This is a genomic window from Streptomyces sp. NPDC107562, from assembly GCF_055657325.1.
On the sequence record NZ_JBVKBE010000014.1, the window covers coordinates 11,125 to 25,410 of the forward strand.

Genomic DNA, 14,286 nt, shown 5'->3' on the forward strand with positions numbered 1-14,286 from the left:
ACCCGGAGGGTGCGGGGCTTGAAAAGATCGGCATAACCCGCGTGCGGTCGGGTAGCCGCGCGCCCATGGCTCCACCACGCAGAAGCCCGACGAGAAACACCGACCACATATCCGAACCCGCTCCGGGACGCGCCCTCGGGCCCGCCCGCCGGTCGCTGCTCGCGGGGGTCGCGGCGCTCGGCGCGCTGGGCGCCGCCGGCTGCACCCGGGTGGCCACCGCCTCCGGCACGGCGGGCGGTGACCTGCTCGACCGGCTGAAGGCCGCCGGTGTCGTGCGCCTGGGCATCGCGGGCGAGATCCCCTTCGGGTACATCGACACGAACGGCGAACTGACCGGCGAGGCGCCCGAGCTGGCAAGGGTGATCTTCCAACGGCTCGGGGTGGACCGGGTGCAGCCCGTGCCGACCGAGTTCGGCTCGCTCATCCCCGGCCTGAACTCGCAGCAGTTCGACGTCGTGGCCGCGGGGATGTACATCAACCCCGAGCGCTGCGAACAGGTCATCTTCTCCGACCCCGACTACCAGATGCTCGACTCCTTCATCGTGCGCAAGGGCAACCCGCTCGGACTGCGCGACTACCGGGACGTCGTCGAGAAGAAGGCCAGGTTCGCCACCGGCACCGGCTACGCCGAGATCGAGTACGCCGTGGAGGCGGGCTACAAGGAGAGCGACATCCTCATCGTGCCCGACCAGGTGGCCGGGCTGAACGCCGTCGAGGCCGGGCGCGTGGACGTGTTCGCCGGTACGGCGCTCACCACCCGCGAGGTGGTGAAGAAGTCCGCGAAGGCCGAGGCGACCGAGCCGTTCAAGCCGATCGTCGGCGGGAAGCCGCACGTCGACGGCGGCGGGTTCGCCTTCCGGCCCACCGAGACGGGGCTGCGGGACGCCTTCAACCGGGAGCTGCGAAAGCTCAAGGAGAGCGGCGAACTGCTGCGCATCCTGAAGCCGTTCGGGTTCACCGAGGAAGAGATGACGGATCTGACCGCGAAGGAGCTGTGCGGCGGATGACCTCGGGACTGTGGGAACTCGTACTTCAGGGCATCTGGGTCACGATCCAGCTGCTCGTCCTCAGCACGCTGCTGGCCACCGCCGTGTCCTTCGCGGTCGGCATGGCGCGCACCCATCGGCTGTGGGTGGTCCGCTTCCTGGCGGGCCTCTACACCGAGGTGTTCCGCGGCACCTCGGCGCTGGTGATGATCTTCTGGGTGTTCTTCGTGCTGCCCCCGGCCTTCGGCTGGCAGCTGGTCCCGCTGTGGGCGGGCACCCTGGCGCTGGGCCTGACCTACGGCGCCTACGGCTCGGAGATCGTGCGCGGCGCGCTGAACGCCGTCGACCCGGCGCAGCGGGAGGGCGGGATCGCGCTCAGCTTCACGCCGTGGCAGCGGATGCGGCTGATCCTGCTGCCGCAGGCGGTGCCGGAGATGATCCCGCCGTTCTGCAACCTGCTGATCGAGCTGCTCAAGGGCACCGCGCTGGTGTCGATCATGGGCATGGGCGATCTGGCCTTCAGCGGCAACCTGGTGCGCCTCGCCCTCCAGGAGAGCGCGGAGATCTACACGTACATCCTGCTCATCTACTTCGTGATCGCCTTCCTGCTCACCCGGGTGATGCGCGGGCTGGAGAAGAAGCTGAAGGCCGGGGTCGGCAAGGCGCCGCAGCGCAAGGTCCGGACGCCTGAGCCGGCCGTGGTGGAGGGGGTCCGATGAACTGGGAGTGGAGCGCGGTCACGGACTTCATGCCGCACTTCTGGGACGGTCTGCTGGTCACCCTGCAGATCCTGGTGATCGGCTCGCTGATCTCCTTCGTCCTGGGCCTGGTGTGGGCCCTGTTGATGCGGGTGCCGAGCCGCTGGGTGACCTGGCCGGTCGGTGTGGTCACCGAGTTCGTCCGCAACACCCCGCTGCTGGTGCAGCTGTTCTTCCTGTTCTACGTGCTGCCCGAGTGGGGCGTGACGGCCTCGGCCCTCACCACCGGTGTGATCGGTATCGGCCTGCACTACTCGACGTACACGATGCAGGTCTACCGGGCCGGCATCGAGGCGGTGCCCGTCGGCCAGTGGGAGGCCGCGACGGCGCTGAACCTGCCGCTGCGGCGGACCTGGACGGCGGTGATCCTGCCGCAGGCCGTCCGCCGGGTGGTGCCCGCCCTCGGCAACTACGTGATCTCCATGCTGAAGGACACGCCGATGCTGATGGCGATCACGGTGCTGGAGATGCTCGGCGAGGCCCGGCTGTTCTCCCAGGAGACCTTCCGCTTCACCGAGCCCCTGACGGTGATCGGCGTGGCCTTCATCGTCATTTCCTACCTGGCCTCCCTTGTTCTGCGAGCCCTGGAGCGACGCCTTGCCCACTGAGACCCTCCCCAACCCGGAGAAGAACCCCGCCACCGACCGGAGCGCCGAGCTGATCCGACTGGAGCAGGTGAGCAAGCGGTTCGGCGACAACCTGGTCCTCGACCACCTCGACTTCTCCGTCGAGGCCGGCCGGCACGTCACCCTGATCGGGCCGTCCGGATCGGGCAAGACCACGATCCTGCGGATGCTGATGACCCTGATCAAGCCCGACGAGGGCACGATCACCGTCGACGGGGACAAGCTCTTCCCCGCGCCGGAGAAGCAGATCCGTGAGATCCGCAAGAAGATCGGCATGGTCTTCCAGCAGTTCAACCTGTTCCCGAACATGTCCGTGCTGCGCAACGTCACCGAGGCGCCGGTCACCGTGCTCGGCCTGTCGAAGGACGAGGCGGAGGCGCGCGCCCGGGAGCTGCTGGAGCTGGTGGGCCTCGCCGACAAGTGCGACGCGAAGCCGTCCCAGCTGTCCGGCGGACAGCAGCAGCGGGTGGCCATCGCGCGGGCGCTGGCGATGCGCCCGCAGGTGCTGCTCCTCGACGAGGTGACCTCCGCGCTCGACCCGGAGCTGGTCGCGGGCGTGCTGGACGTGCTGCGGGACATCGCGCGCAGCACCGACATCACCATGCTCTGCGTGACCCACGAGATGAACTTCGCCCGGGACATCTCCGACCAGGTCCTGATGTTCGATGCGGGACGGGTGATCGAGTCCGGGCCGCCGGAGAAGATCTTCGGTGACGCCGAGCACGAGCGGACGCGGGAGTTCCTGAGCGCGGTGCTGTGATTTTTTCCGGTCCGTCACACTACGCGCCGGTACCGTCACCCGAGGTCGGGGCGGCGGGGCATTCCGTTGGCATATGCCAAGTGGCTACGCCCCTGCTGAGAAGGTCGTCATCTCGTCAACTGCCGCTCATTACCGGCCTCTTGCCGGTTATCGTGGAGAGCGAGAGCAGGCCCAGGACGGAAGCGAGCGAGCGCAGGGGGAGACCGTGGCGCTGAAGCACGAGCCGACCGTGCCGTACCACTCGGCGCAGGACGCGCTGCGCGTCCTGGAGACGGTGGCACGGCACCCCGCCGGTGTCACCGTCACCCAGATCGCCCGCCGGACGGGACTGCGCGCGGAGCGGCTGACCGGACTGCTGCGGATGCTGCGCCGCGAGGGGTACGTCGACCAGGGCTCCGACGGGGCCTACGTCACCGGCGCGGCGCTCGCCCGCCTCGGCTCGGCGCACCATCACGACGAGGCCCTGCGCGAGCAGCTCCAGCGCACCCTCGACCGGCTGCGCGACTCCGTCGGCGCGGCCGTCTACATCAGCCGCTACGTCGACGGCGAGGTCCGGGTCACCCAGTACGCGGCGGGCCCGGCCACCCCGGCGGTCAACGAGTGGGTCGACTTCCGCTACTCGGCGCACGCCACGGCGGTCGGCAAGAGCCTGCTCGGCCAGCTGGACCACAACGGCCGCCGCGACCACCTCGCCCGGCACAAGATGGCCCGCCTCACCTCGCGCACCATCACCAGCGACAAGGTGCTGCTCTCCCGGCTGGAGGCCCAGCCGCCTACGGTGCCGGTGCTCGACCTCCAGGAGTACGCGATCGGCACGGTCTGCGCGGCCGTCCCGATCACCGCCGGTTCCGCGGTCGGCTGCCTGGCCCTGTCGCTCCCGGTCGAGCACGCCCACCGGCTGCGCCAGGCGGCCGACACCCTGAACCGCAACGCGGCTCCGGTGCTGCTCTCCCTGGCGCTGTAGCGCCCTGGGGCGGTGGTCCGGAGCACCCGCGCGGACCGGGTATTATTTTCTCCGTCGCCGACCGCGCACAGCGGACGGCGGGAGTCATGCGCCGCTAGCTCAGTTGGTTAGAGCAGCTGACTCTTAATCAGCGGGTCCGGGGTTCGAGTCCCTGGCGGCGCACCACGCAGGAGCCCCTCGCGGGAAGCGAGGGGCTCCTTCGCGTGTCCGGCACACTCAGAACGTGACGTCCGAGCAGGCGTAGAACGCGTTGGCCGTGTCCGCGATCGTCCACACCGCGACGATGACGTGCCGGCCGCTGAGCCCGGACGGCAGGGTGCCACTGTGCGAGAGGGTCTGCGGCGGACGCTGGTTGTTGTAGGGGACCGTGAGGAACGGGGTCAGGTTGAGGTCGGACCGGGCGAGGTTGTGGTTCTGGTTCCAGCCCGGCTTGGTGACGTAGTACTTGAAGTCGGTGGTGGAGTGCATGGCGGTGAACTGCCAGCGGAACGAGTAGCTCTGGCCGCCGTTCACCTTGGTCGCCGGCCATGCGCCGCCCGAGGGGGTGCGCGAGCTGTCGAGCTGGCCGAACTGCCCGTTGTTGCCGGAGCAGATCCGCCCGTCGGCCGGGCCGGAGGAAGGGAAGCCCTTGGGCCCCTCGACGCTCTGCGGCTCCCACTGGATGTTGCCGCAGTTGGTCACGGTGCCGTTCTGACACAGCTTCTGCCTGCTGATGGGCAGGTCGGTGTAGCCGTGGCCGCTGGCTCCGCCGGAGGAGAGAACCAGGGCACCGGTGGTCGCCATACCCACCATCAATGCGGACACTTTGGTCTTTTTACGCATACTGCCGCTCCTGGAGAACGTGGGGGAAGTTCACTGAGCTTGCAGGTCTAGACCAAGGCTGAGTTTATTGCCGCGAGTTGAACATGTCCATACCAATCAGGGACCGGTTTCTCCCCGCCCCGCGCAGAACGCCACCGTCAAGTCCTTGACCAGCACCTTGCGTTCGTTGTCGTCCAGCGCCACGAGCCCTCGCATGGTCAGCCGGGTCACGGTGTCCTCCACCGAGTCCACCACCGAGGTCAGCACGCTCGCCCGGTGCTGGGCGTCCAGCGCGGCGATCCGCCGGCGGTGCATCGCGGCGGCCACCTCGGGGGCGTACTCCACCCGCACCGGCTGCACCGAGAACACCTCGATGCCGACCGGCGTCGCGTCCGCCGCCACCAGCCGGGTCAGCGCGTCGGCCGCCGCGTCCACCGCGGGCTTCGCCGCGCCCGGCATCTCGACCGGCACCCGCGCCAGCGCCGCCTCCACGCACACCCGCAGATACGACTCGTGGTCCTCCACCGCCAGCACCGCACGCGCGGTGTCCCGCACCCGCCACACCACCAGGACCACCACCCGCAGCGCGAGCCCGCTCCCGTCGGCCGCCGGCATCGGCTCACTGCGCCAGTGCCGCAGCCGTACGTCCACCCGGCGGCGCGGCAGCAGCGGGTTCACCCACATCAGGCCGGTGCGCCGGACGGTCCCCCGGTAGCGGCCGAACACCCCGAGCACCCAGGCCCGCCCGGTCCGCCCCCGCGCCAGGCCGCCGAACCCGAACAGGCCGAGCGCCCCGGCCCCGGCGTACGCCGCCCACTGCGCCGGGCCGGCACCGGCGCCCGCCGAGGCCGGCAGCCCCAGGGCCGAGACCACGGCCGGCGGCATCGCCCCCGCCCACCAGGAGGTGAACGCGCACCCGGCCGCCCCCGCGGCACCGGCGAGCAGGCCCGCGGCCGCCGGCAGGACCCGTGCGGGCCGCTCCACCAGATCGGGGTCGATCTGCGGCACCGGCCGGGCCCGCGCCCCCGCCGGGCGGCGCAGCCGCGGCTGCTCTCCCGTGCCCTGACGACGGTTGACCACGGCGGGCCGCAGCTGCACGGACACCGGATCGGGGTCGTCCCTGAACAGCAGATGGACGGGGATCTCGGTGGTCGCCTCGTTGTGGATCACCCGGGTGGCCCGGTGCGCGGGCGGCGGGGTCTGCTCGGCGCCCCCGGGGTCGGGTGTCTCGGGAGTGGTCGTGGTCATGCGTGTCTCCAGCCTCCGCGCCAGATGCGTTCGTGGGGGGGGAACAGCAGGTCAGGAGAAGAGCCGGCGCCAGGTCTCGGGCCCCGGGTAGCCGTCCGCGGCACCGCCCCGCCAGCCCTGGGTGCGCTGGAAGGCCTCGACCGCCCGCCGGTCCGCCTCGCCCCAGCGCGGGCCCGGCCCGTCCGGGTAGTGCCTGCCGAACCCCTTCTTCACCAGCTGTCCGCCGAGCTGGGTGACGTACGGATTGTCGGCGCCGGGCCGGAACATCGCCCGGCCCGGATAGCCCGGCACTCCGTGCGAGGCGGGCACGTGGGCCCCGGTGCGCGGCGCGGCGGACGACCCGCCACCCCGCTTCGGGCCGGTCCCGGGCAGTGCCGGAGTCGGCGACGGCGTCGCGGACGGGGTCTCGGGAGGAGTCACGGGCGGGGTCTCCGGTGAGGTCGCGAGCGGGGTCTCCACCACGCCCTTGTAGCGATACGGGACGTACCGGGCGGAGTTGCTCCAGTAGGCGTACGGCGTCACGGCCCGGCGGGCGTGCGGGCGGGTCGACTCGAAGGCGATGTAGGACGTCCGGGTGTAGTCGGTCCAGCCGCCGAACAGCACGACGTGCGAGCCGTTCTCCGGGTTGTCGGGGTTGTGGAACAGCAGCATGTCGCCGGGCTGGAGCTCCGCCTTGGCGATGCGGGTGCCGAAGGTGTGCAGGGACCCGGTCCACTCGTTCTGCGGCAGGCCCCATGCCATCGAGACATAGCCCGAGCAGTCCTGCCGGTACCCGTCCGACCAGTAGGAGGTCATGCTGTACGGCACCTTCGCGTCGACCCACTTCTGGGCCCGCTGGATGATCTTCTCGCGGGTCGTCTCGGGCGTCTTTCCCGTGTCCGACGGGTTGCCCGGGGTCCCGGCCGGACCGTGCAGGGGCGCCGTGCCGCCCTGGGGGGTCTCGGGCTCGTCGTCTGCGGGAACGCCAGGCCGCAGCGGGGCGTGGGCGGCCGCCGGGGTGGGCGCCGTGTGGTCGGCGCCGAGGGCCGCGGAGGTCAGCGCGGCCAGGGCGAGGGCGCGTCGGGCGGCGGGGTGGGCGAAGGGGCGGTGCGGGGTGGGATGCGGGAGGACGCGGCGCCAGTGCGCGCATCCGGGGCAGTCGCAGTCGCTCGCGGGATCGATTTCCTCGAATACCGGGGTCTCCATGCGATTCCCCTCACACTCCTGGCGAGAATTTCCGAACCTGTGCACGTTGATCAGTTTCACAACTGTCTTCCGGGCGCGCATGTTGACGGTCCGAATGATGTACGGCCCCCCGGGGCCCCGTTCCGGGGCCCGGGCGGCCCCTCCGCGGTGGTCCGGAGCACGCCCGGAGGTCATGTAGGGTTAACGACGTCAGCAGGCGCCGCTAGCTCAGTTGGTTAGAGCAGCTGACTCTTAATCAGCGGGTCCGGGGTTCGAGTCCCTGGCGGCGCACCGACAGCGAGGCCCCTCACCACGGTGAGGGGCCTTTCGCATGGGAGGAGCCGCCCCGGTTATGGCCGGTTACCCTCTGGCCATGGCAGCGCGTGACCTCCAGGAACGGATCAAGCAGCTCATCGTCGACCGTCGGCTGGCCTCCGGGGCGCCGCTGCCGACCGAGCCCGAGCTGATGGCGTTGCTCGGCGTGAGCCGGAACTCGGTCCGGGAGGCACTGAAGGCGCTCCAGGCGATGGGGATCGTCGAGATACGCCATGGCTTCGGCACCTATGTCGGCCGGATGTCCCTCGCACCGATGATCGAGGGCCTCGCCTTCCGTACGGTCGCCGGACACCACCGCGGCGAGGACAGCCTGCGCCAGCTCCTCGATCTGCGCGAGGCGATGGAGACGGGGCTGGTGTCCCGGCTCGCGGGGCGGCTCCCGGCGTCGGACCTCGCCGAGCTGGAGACGCTCGTGGACGCCATGGACGAGCGGGCGGCACGGGGGGCCGGCCTCGCCGCGACCGACCGGACCTTTCACGCCACCCTCTACCGGGGGCTGGACAACGTCCTGCTGAGCGAGGTGCTGGAGGCGTTCTGGGACACCTTCCACCGGGTGAGCAGGAAGCTTGTCGAGGTGCCGCAGGATCCGCGGGTCACCTGCCGGCAGCACCGGGAGATCCTGGACGCGGTGCGCTCCGGCGACACGCACCGTGCCGAGCAGGCCGTCAGGGACCACTTCCACCACCTTCGTACCCGACTGCACTCAAGCGCCCCAGTCAACGCCAACTTGCGTCCGAATGAGCCCGTTTAACGGGTAAATACCGTGTATCCCATCTTGCGATCATGTGGAAGGGCGTAGAACCCTGGTCGCAAGTGGCCGCGGCGACACGCCACTTGGGGGGGAAGGAACCGGTTGCCGGTGGTGCGGGGAGAGGGGCCCCGTTCCTGAGGTGATGCCGAGGGGGGCGTCACGCGACCGGACGCGCCCGTGACGGCCGAGGGGGGCCGGAGCGGGTGAAGGGACCGACAGACACGCGGTGCCGACCCGCGTGCGGGGGGATGACTCATGACGTCGACGCCGACGGGCGCCCGGCAGCACCTCGACCCGTCACAGACCTCGAGGCTCCGGGCGGGTGCGCACCGGAGCGGCCACACGGGAGCGTTCCGCCGGCTCAGAAGGACCCTGCCGCGCTACGACTACGAGCACTACAGCCGGCTGGCCGGCCCTCTGACCGAGCCCGATCCGGGCAGGCCCTACCGGGTGCGGTACCGCTCGCTGATCTCGCAGGAGCCGCACCGCGTCCGGGTGGCCCTGATGCTGGCGGCCGCTCCCGTGCTCTCGCTGGTCCTGCTGGTCTGGCTGCTGCAGCCGGCGCACTGGACCGCGCGCGACCACCCGGCGTACGCCTTCCTGCCCGCGCTGGACGTCGTGATGCTGGTCGCGATCGGTCTGATCGAGTTCTTCCGCTGCATGAACGTGCTGTCCAACGCGCACGCCACGCTGGTCGCCCGTGACCCGGTCCCGGTGGTGCCCGAGGCCGGCACGTCGGTCGCCTTCCTCACCTCCTTCGTGCCCGGCAAGGAACCGCTGGAGATGGTGACCCGGACCCTTCAGGCGGCGGTGCGGATCCGCCACCGGGGCCTGCTGCACGTCTGGCTGCTCGACGAGGGCGACGACCCCGAGGTCAAGGAGGTCTGCGCCCGCCTCGGCGTGCACCACTTCACCCGCAAGGGCGTCCCGCGATGGAACCAGGCCAAGGGACCGCACCGGGCACGGACGAAGCACGGCAACTACAACGCCTGGCTCGACGCGCACGGCGACGCCTACGACTTCTTCGCCTCCGTGGACACCGACCACGTGCCGCTGCCGAACTACCTGGAGCGGATGCTCGGCTACTTCCGCGACCCGGACATCGCCTTCGTGATCGGCCCACAGGTCTACGGCAACTACGACTCGTTCGTCACCAAGGCCGCCGAGTCGCAGCAGTTCCTCTTCCACGCGCTGATCCAGCGGGCCGGCAACCGCTACGGCGCCCCGATGTTCGTCGGCACCTCCAACGCCGTGCGGATCAAGGCCCTCCGGCAGATCGGCGGTCTGTACGACTCGATCACCGAGGACATGGCGACCGGCTTCGAGATCCACCGGCACCGCAACCCCGTCACCGGCAGGAAGTGGCGCTCGGTCTACACCCCGGACGTCCTCGCGGTCGGTGAGGGCCCGACCGCCTGGACGGACTTCTTCACCCAGCAGATGCGCTGGTCGCGGGGGACCTACGAGACGATCCTCAAGCAGTACTGGAAGGGCTGGTACTCGCTGCCGCCGGCCAAGCTCCTCAACTACACGATGATGATCATCTTCTATCCGATGTCGGCCCTGAACTGGATACTCGCGGCGCTGAGCTGCGCGCTGTTCCTCGGGCTCGGCGCCTCCGGCGTGAACATCGACCCGGCGGTCTGGCTGATGCTCTACGGCAACGCCTCCGCCCTGCAGATCGGCCTGTACGTCTGGAACCGCCGCCACAACGTCTCACCGCACGAGCCGGAGGGCTCCGGCGGCGTCGCCGGCATGGTGATGTCCGCACTGTCGGCGCCGCTGTACGCGAAGGCGCTGATCGACGCGGCGCTGCGGCGCAGGAGCCGGTTCGTGGTCACGCCGAAGGGCGACTCGGCGAGCCCGGACCGGTGGTTCGGGACCTTCCGCTACCACTGGTACTTCATCCTGGTCTTCGGCGCCTCGCTCGCCGCCGGCCACCGATTCGGCCACTCCCACCCGGCGATGGTCGTCTGGGCGTCGTTCGCGCTGCTGGTCACCGCCACGCCGGTGCTGGCCTGGCGCTGGGAACTGCGGCAGGCGCGGAGACGGACCGCCGCGGCGCCCGAGCCGCAGGACGCGGTGCCCGCCCCGACGCCGGCGCACGGAGTGCCCGCGCCGACGCCCGCCCACGGGGTGGCGAAATGACAGGGCGTGCCGAACGCCGGCGGCTCCGCCGGTTCGCGATCGGCACGGCGGTCGTCCTCGCGGTGGCCGGGATGAACGGACCCTGGCTCTACCGGGTGGGTTCCGAGAAGTACCACGCGTACCGGATCGACCGGCCCGGGTACAAGGCGGAGAACGGACGCTGGGAGATCGTCGAGTTCCCCGACGCGTACCGGCAGAACACCATTCACGCGGCACTGCTGCACACCGGCAAGGTGCTGCTGGTGGCCGGGTCGGGCAACGACCAGGACAACTTCGACGCGAAGAGGTTCGACACCCGCCTGTGGGACCCGGTCGAGGGCACCGTGAAGAAGGTCCCGACGCCCAACGACCTGTTCTGCACCGGGCATACGCAGTTGGGGAACGGCAATCTGCTGATCGCGGGCGGCACCAAGCGGTACGAGAAGCTCCAGGGCGATGTGCGCAAGGCCGGCGGCCTGATGATCGTCTACAACGAGAACCCGGACAGGCCGATCACCCTCCCCGCCGGCACCCGGTTCACCGGCAAGGAGAACGGCAGGACGTTCGTCTCCAAGGATCCGGTGCTGGTGCCGCGCGCGAAGAAGGTCTTCGACGAGGCGACCGGGCGCTTCCTGCGCAACGATCCCGGATTCGGGCGGATCTACGTCGAGGCGGCACGGGAGGGCGCGCGGTACGAGACCGGTACCCAGGACAACTACCGCGTCCACGGGCTGACCGGGCCGGACGCACGCAACACGTACGGCATCGCGCAGAAACTGGCGCTCGACAAGAAGGACTTCCAGGGGATCCGGGACGCCTACGAGTTCGACCCCGTCGCCGAGAGGTACGTCAAGGTCGATCCGATGAAGGAGGCCCGCTGGTACCCCACGCTCACCACCCTGGGTGACGGGCGGATCCTCAGTGTCTCCGGGCTGGACGACATCGGGCAGTTGGTGCCGGGCAAGAACGAGGTCTTCGACCCCGCGACGAGGAAGTGGAGCTACACCGCGAAGGAGCGGCAGTTCCCCACGTATCCGGCGCTGTTCCTGATGCAGGACGGGAAGGTCTTCTACTCCGGGGCGAACGCCGGGTACGGGCCGGACGACGTGGGCCGGGAGCCGGGCGTCTGGGACGTGCGGACCGACACCTTCTCCGTGGTGCCCGGCATGAGCGACCCGGACATGCTGGAGACCGCGAACTCGGTGCTGCTGCCGCCCGCCCAGGACGAGACGTACATGGTGATCGGGGGCGGTGGGGTCGGGGAGTCCGCGCTGGCGAGCAGCAGGACGCGGATCGTCGATCTGTCGGCGAGCCGGCCGCGCTTCGTCGACGGGCCGTCGCTAGGGAAGGGCACCCGGTATCCGCAGGCCTCGCTCCTGCCGGACGACAGCGTGCTGATCGCCGGGGGCTCCGAGGACTACCGCGGGCGCGGTGACTCGGACATCCTGGAGGCACGGCTGTACGACCCGTCGACCGGCGAGCTCGACCGGGTGGCCGATCCGCTGCTGGGGCGCAACTACCACTCCGGGTCGCTGCTGCTGCCCGACGGGCGGGTGCTGTTCTTCGGCTCGGACTCGCTGTTCGGGGACGCGGCGAACACCAGGCCGGGAGAGTTCGAGCAGCGCATGGAGATCTACACGCCGCCGTATCTCCACCGGGGTCCCCGGCCGGCGCTGGACGGGGGGCCGCGCACGCTCGCGCGCGGGGAGTCGGGGACGTTCACGTCCCGGCAGGCGGCGTCGGTGCGCACGGTGCGGTTGATCCGGCCGAGCGCGTCGACGCATGTGACGGACGTGGATCAGCGCTCGGTCGCGCTGGACTTCACCGTGACCGGGGACGAGGTGACCGTGACCGTGCCGGAGAACCGGAACCTGGTGCCGTCGGGCTGGTACATGGTGTTCGCCGTCGACGGCACGGGGGTGCCGAGCGCGGCCCGGTGGGTGCGGGTGCCCTAGGACCTGGCGGCGCGGCTGCCCGGGTGCTTCACGAGGCGCGGGCCAGCCGCAGCGCGTACGCGGGCCACCAGGTGCCGGCTCGGGGGCCGCCCTTGCATTCGCCGTCCGACTCCCCCGGGCGTTTGATCCACAGGTAGGCGTCCGCCGACGGGTCGGCCGTCTCGGTGGTCGGGGTCTCGCCGAGCGCGCGGCCGGGCGGGTTGCACCAGCGTTCACCCGGATCGCCCTCCGTGTAGGGGCCGTTGCCGTTGCGGCTGGTGTCGATGACGAAGTGCTTGCCGCCGACCTTGGCGGACAGTTCCTTGCCGTAGGCGAGGGACTCCTCGGTGGAATAGAAGTTGGAGACGTTGACCGAGAAACCGTCGGCCTCGGCGATGCCCGCCCTGTTCAAGGACGCGAAGATCTGGTCGGGGTGGCCCCAGCCGGCGTTGCCGGCGTCCAGGTAGACCGCGGTGCCGGGCAGGGACGTGAGCTTGCCGACCGCGTACCCGAGCAGGGCATAGCGCTCCTCGTGGAACTCGTCCGGCGTGCAGCCGTCCACCAGGTGCAGCAGCGCGTCGGGTTCCAGGATCACCGTCGCGGAGCGGTCGCCGATGCCCTCGGCCACGCCGTCCACCCAGGCCCGGTAGGCGGCACCGTCGGCGGCACCACCGCCCGAGTACTGGCCGCAGTCGCGGTGCGGGATGTTGTAGAGGACGAGCAGGGCCGTCCGGTCGGCCCGCGCGGCGGCCTCGGTGAAACCGCGCGCCTCCCGCCGCGGGTTCTCCGGGCCGATCCATTCGGCGGTCGGCTGCTCGGCGATCTTGCGGATCTCCTCCGCCTCGGCCTCCCTGCCGTCGCGCACGTAGGCGGCGACCTGCTCGGCCGCGTTCCCGTGCGGGTTGACCCAGAACGGCGTCGCCGTCTGGGGCCGCCGGGTGCTTGCGCCGCCCGCGTCGTCGCCGTCCCCGTCACCGTCTCCGTCACCGGACGTGCAGCCCGCGATCAGCAGTGCCGCCCCCAGCACCACCGCGGTCGCCCGCACTCCGGCCGCCCCCCTGCTGCCGTACATCCAACTCCCCCTTGGGTGCACCGGTCCAAGGCCCAATCCTGACATACGCCGCGTTGCTCCCACGAGGTGGCGAAGGGGCCCGGCCGGGAGCTGTTACACGACGGTTCCGGTGAGATACGCCGAGACGACCACGTTCGCCGTGTAGCTGCCGGCGGCGCGGTCGAAGGTGCCGCCGCACGTGATCAGCCGTAGCTCGGCACGCCCCGACTCCCGTGTCCCGTAGGCCCGCTGGGCGTCGAAGCGGTCCCGGTCGAGGACCGTGACGTCCTCCACCGTGAACTGCGCGACCTTGCCGTCGTCCCGGACGACGCGGACGGTCTGGCCGGGGCGCAGCGCGCTCAGCGCGTGGAAGACGGCGGGGCGGGTCTCGGTGTCGAGATGGCCCACCATCAGCGCGGTGCCCGCCGCGCCCGGCTCGGTGCCGGCCCCGTACCAGCCGACGACGCCGGGCTGGTCGTACGGCGGCGGGTCGACCGCGCCTTGCGCGTCGAGGCCGCGGGCCACGACCGGCGCCTGGATGCCGAGGCCGGGGATGTCCAGGCGCTGGGGCCGCGCGCCGGTCAGCGGCTCGGCGGCGGGCGGCAGGGCGGCGACGGGCGGGCGGCCCGCCGCCGCCATGTCGCCCGTGGCGGGCGACATCGTGCCGTGCCGTACGTCGGTCACCTCGCGGCCCCACAGCCACAGCCCGAGCAGCAGCACCGCCCAGACCACGCCCGTGACCAGCCGTCCGGTGCCGGTGGCTCCTTCCCGGTCGGACAT

The 14,286-nt window shown here is 70.9% G+C and carries 13 protein-coding genes and 2 tRNA genes; 10 read left to right on the forward strand and 5 right to left on the reverse strand.

The window, feature by feature from the left end:
• The first annotated feature begins 65 nt into the window (after positions 1 to 65).
• The 6 genes from ehuB to ACZ7LV_RS30465 all read left to right on the forward strand — a co-directional run bounded on the left by ehuB (position 66) and on the right by ACZ7LV_RS30465 (position 4,259).
• Positions 66 to 1,007 carry an ectoine/hydroxyectoine ABC transporter substrate-binding protein EhuB gene (gene ehuB, locus ACZ7LV_RS30440; protein ID WP_471944001.1) on the forward strand — a complete coding sequence of 314 codons (942 nt, stop codon included), beginning with the start codon at positions 66 to 68 and terminating at the stop codon, positions 1,005 to 1,007.
• Entirely contained in the window at positions 1,004 to 1,705 is a 702-nt protein-coding gene (gene ehuC / locus ACZ7LV_RS30445; protein WP_471944003.1) for an ectoine/hydroxyectoine ABC transporter permease subunit EhuC, read from the forward strand. Before ehuB ends, ehuC begins: the two co-directional genes overlap by 4 nt.
• A complete protein-coding gene (gene ehuD, locus ACZ7LV_RS30450; protein ID WP_401680785.1) occupies positions 1,702 to 2,352 on the forward strand; it encodes an ectoine/hydroxyectoine ABC transporter permease subunit EhuD in 651 nt (216 codons plus the stop codon). The genes ehuC and ehuD overlap by 4 nt, the downstream gene beginning before the upstream one ends.
• On the forward strand, positions 2,342 to 3,130 hold the full coding sequence (gene ehuA / locus ACZ7LV_RS30455; RefSeq protein WP_471944005.1) for an ectoine/hydroxyectoine ABC transporter ATP-binding protein EhuA: 789 nt from the start codon (positions 2,342 to 2,344) through the stop codon (positions 3,128 to 3,130). Before ehuD ends, ehuA begins: the two co-directional genes overlap by 11 nt.
• A gap of 205 nt (positions 3,131 to 3,335) precedes the next feature.
• Entirely contained in the window at positions 3,336 to 4,094 is a 759-nt protein-coding gene (locus ACZ7LV_RS30460; RefSeq protein ID WP_471944007.1) for an IclR family transcriptional regulator, read from the forward strand.
• An 88-nt stretch (positions 4,095 to 4,182) separates the two neighbouring features.
• Positions 4,183 to 4,259 (forward strand) — tRNA-Lys (locus ACZ7LV_RS30465).
• A 51-nt stretch (positions 4,260 to 4,310) separates the two neighbouring features.
• On the opposite strand, the gene ACZ7LV_RS30470 is transcribed toward ACZ7LV_RS30465, so the two are convergent.
• From ACZ7LV_RS30470 to ACZ7LV_RS30480, 3 genes are all read right to left on the reverse strand, one after another.
• Positions 4,311 to 4,916, reverse strand: a complete 606-nt coding sequence (locus tag ACZ7LV_RS30470; protein WP_471944009.1) for a lytic polysaccharide monooxygenase auxiliary activity family 9 protein — start codon at positions 4,914 to 4,916, stop codon at positions 4,311 to 4,313.
• Between the two features lie 96 nt (positions 4,917 to 5,012).
• On the reverse strand, positions 5,013 to 6,143 hold the full coding sequence (locus tag ACZ7LV_RS30475; protein WP_471944010.1) for an SPFH domain-containing protein: 1,131 nt from the start codon (positions 6,141 to 6,143) through the stop codon (positions 5,013 to 5,015).
• 51 nt (positions 6,144 to 6,194) lie between these two features.
• Positions 6,195 to 7,328 carry a peptidoglycan-binding protein gene (locus tag ACZ7LV_RS30480; protein WP_471944011.1) on the reverse strand — a complete coding sequence of 378 codons (1,134 nt, stop codon included), beginning with the start codon at positions 7,326 to 7,328 and terminating at the stop codon, positions 6,195 to 6,197.
• Between the two features lie 196 nt (positions 7,329 to 7,524).
• Between ACZ7LV_RS30480 and ACZ7LV_RS30485 the strand changes: the two genes are divergently transcribed.
• The 4 genes from ACZ7LV_RS30485 (at position 7,525) to glxA (ending at position 12,476) form a co-directional block, all read left to right on the forward strand.
• Positions 7,525 to 7,598: transfer RNA gene (locus ACZ7LV_RS30485), tRNA-Lys, on the forward strand.
• A gap of 82 nt (positions 7,599 to 7,680) precedes the next feature.
• Positions 7,681 to 8,394: a FadR/GntR family transcriptional regulator gene (locus ACZ7LV_RS30490; RefSeq protein ID WP_471944013.1), complete on the forward strand. Its 714-nt coding sequence runs from the start codon at positions 7,681 to 7,683 to the stop codon at positions 8,392 to 8,394.
• A gap of 255 nt (positions 8,395 to 8,649) precedes the next feature.
• On the forward strand, positions 8,650 to 10,542 hold the full coding sequence (locus tag ACZ7LV_RS30495; RefSeq protein ID WP_471944015.1) for a glycosyltransferase family 2 protein: 1,893 nt from the start codon (positions 8,650 to 8,652) through the stop codon (positions 10,540 to 10,542).
• The gene (gene glxA, locus ACZ7LV_RS30500) at positions 10,539 to 12,476 is read left to right on the forward strand and encodes a radical copper oxidase GlxA (protein ID WP_471944017.1); all 1,938 of its coding nucleotides are present in this window, start codon (positions 10,539 to 10,541) and stop codon (positions 12,474 to 12,476) included. Before ACZ7LV_RS30495 ends, glxA begins: the two co-directional genes overlap by 4 nt.
• 28 nt (positions 12,477 to 12,504) lie before the next feature.
• Here glxA and ACZ7LV_RS30505 read toward each other — a convergent pair whose 3' ends face one another.
• Both ACZ7LV_RS30505 and ACZ7LV_RS30510 read right to left on the reverse strand, forming a co-directional pair.
• Positions 12,505 to 13,527, reverse strand: a complete 1,023-nt coding sequence (locus ACZ7LV_RS30505) for a glycoside hydrolase family 6 protein (RefSeq protein WP_471944019.1) — start codon at positions 13,525 to 13,527, stop codon at positions 12,505 to 12,507.
• Between the two features lie 93 nt (positions 13,528 to 13,620).
• Entirely contained in the window at positions 13,621 to 14,286 is a 666-nt protein-coding gene (locus tag ACZ7LV_RS30510) for a class F sortase (RefSeq protein WP_471944021.1), read from the reverse strand.